Genomic DNA, 831 nt, shown 5'->3' with positions numbered 1-831 from the left:
CGCTGCTCGTGCCCTCGGGCCTGCGGTTCATCGATTCCAGGCACGACCTGGTGCCCCTGGACACCTTCATGCGTGGGCTGCCCTTCAACTTCGATCCGGCCTTCGACAACCGGGCGTTGCGCCGCTCGCGCCTGACCTTCGCCTCCCACGCCGCCGCGCTGCTGCCCGTGTATGGACGGGCGCGCGGGACTCCCCACCCGGGCATGTGGTTCTGGAACCGCGGCGGCGAGCCGCTCTGGGTCGATCCGCTGAACCGGCGGGACCGCAAGAAAAACGCCCACATGCTCGTGCTGGGCCCTACGGGCGCGGGCAAGTCGGCCACGCTGAACTACCTGGCCATGATGACCATGGCCATCCACAAGCCGCGCCTGGTGATCGTGGACGCGGGCCGCTCCTTCGAGCTGCTGCTCGCGTATTTCAAGGGCATGGGCCTGTCCATCCACCATGTCACGCTCACCAGCGAAGCGGACGTGTCGCTGCCGCCCTTCGTGCATGCCCTGCGGCTGCTGGACGATCCCGACGTCATGTCCTCCTACAACGCCGCTGAGCAGCAGGCCCGGGTCAACGCCGGCGTGCCGGACGACGAGGGCATCGACATTCTGATCGGTGAAGCGCACGAGAGTCCGGTGGGCGCGCAGGCGGCCAAGCAGACCGAGGCCTCGCCCGACGAAGACCAGGATGACGACGGGACGCAGCGGCGCGACCTGCTGGGGGAGATGCTGATCGCCGCCATCATGATGATCACCGGCGGCGAGGAGCAGGAGGTCGCCCGCATGGGCCGCGCCGACCGCTACCTCGTCTCGCGGGCGATCATCCGCGCGTCCGTGCGCT

General features: G+C 69.0%; 1 protein-coding gene. It reads left to right on the top strand.

Annotation, left to right across the window (positions count from 1 at the left end; genetic code table 11):
• On the top strand, nucleotides 1–831 hold an 831-nt coding region (locus AVMA1855_RS26545; protein ID WP_284428012.1), incomplete at both ends, for a TraG/VirB4 family ATPase.

This window comes from Acidovorax sp. SUPP1855, from assembly GCF_030158955.1.
Classification (GTDB): domain Bacteria; phylum Pseudomonadota; class Gammaproteobacteria; order Burkholderiales; family Burkholderiaceae_C; genus Paracidovorax.
This window is presented reverse-complemented; position numbering and strand designations above follow the sequence as displayed.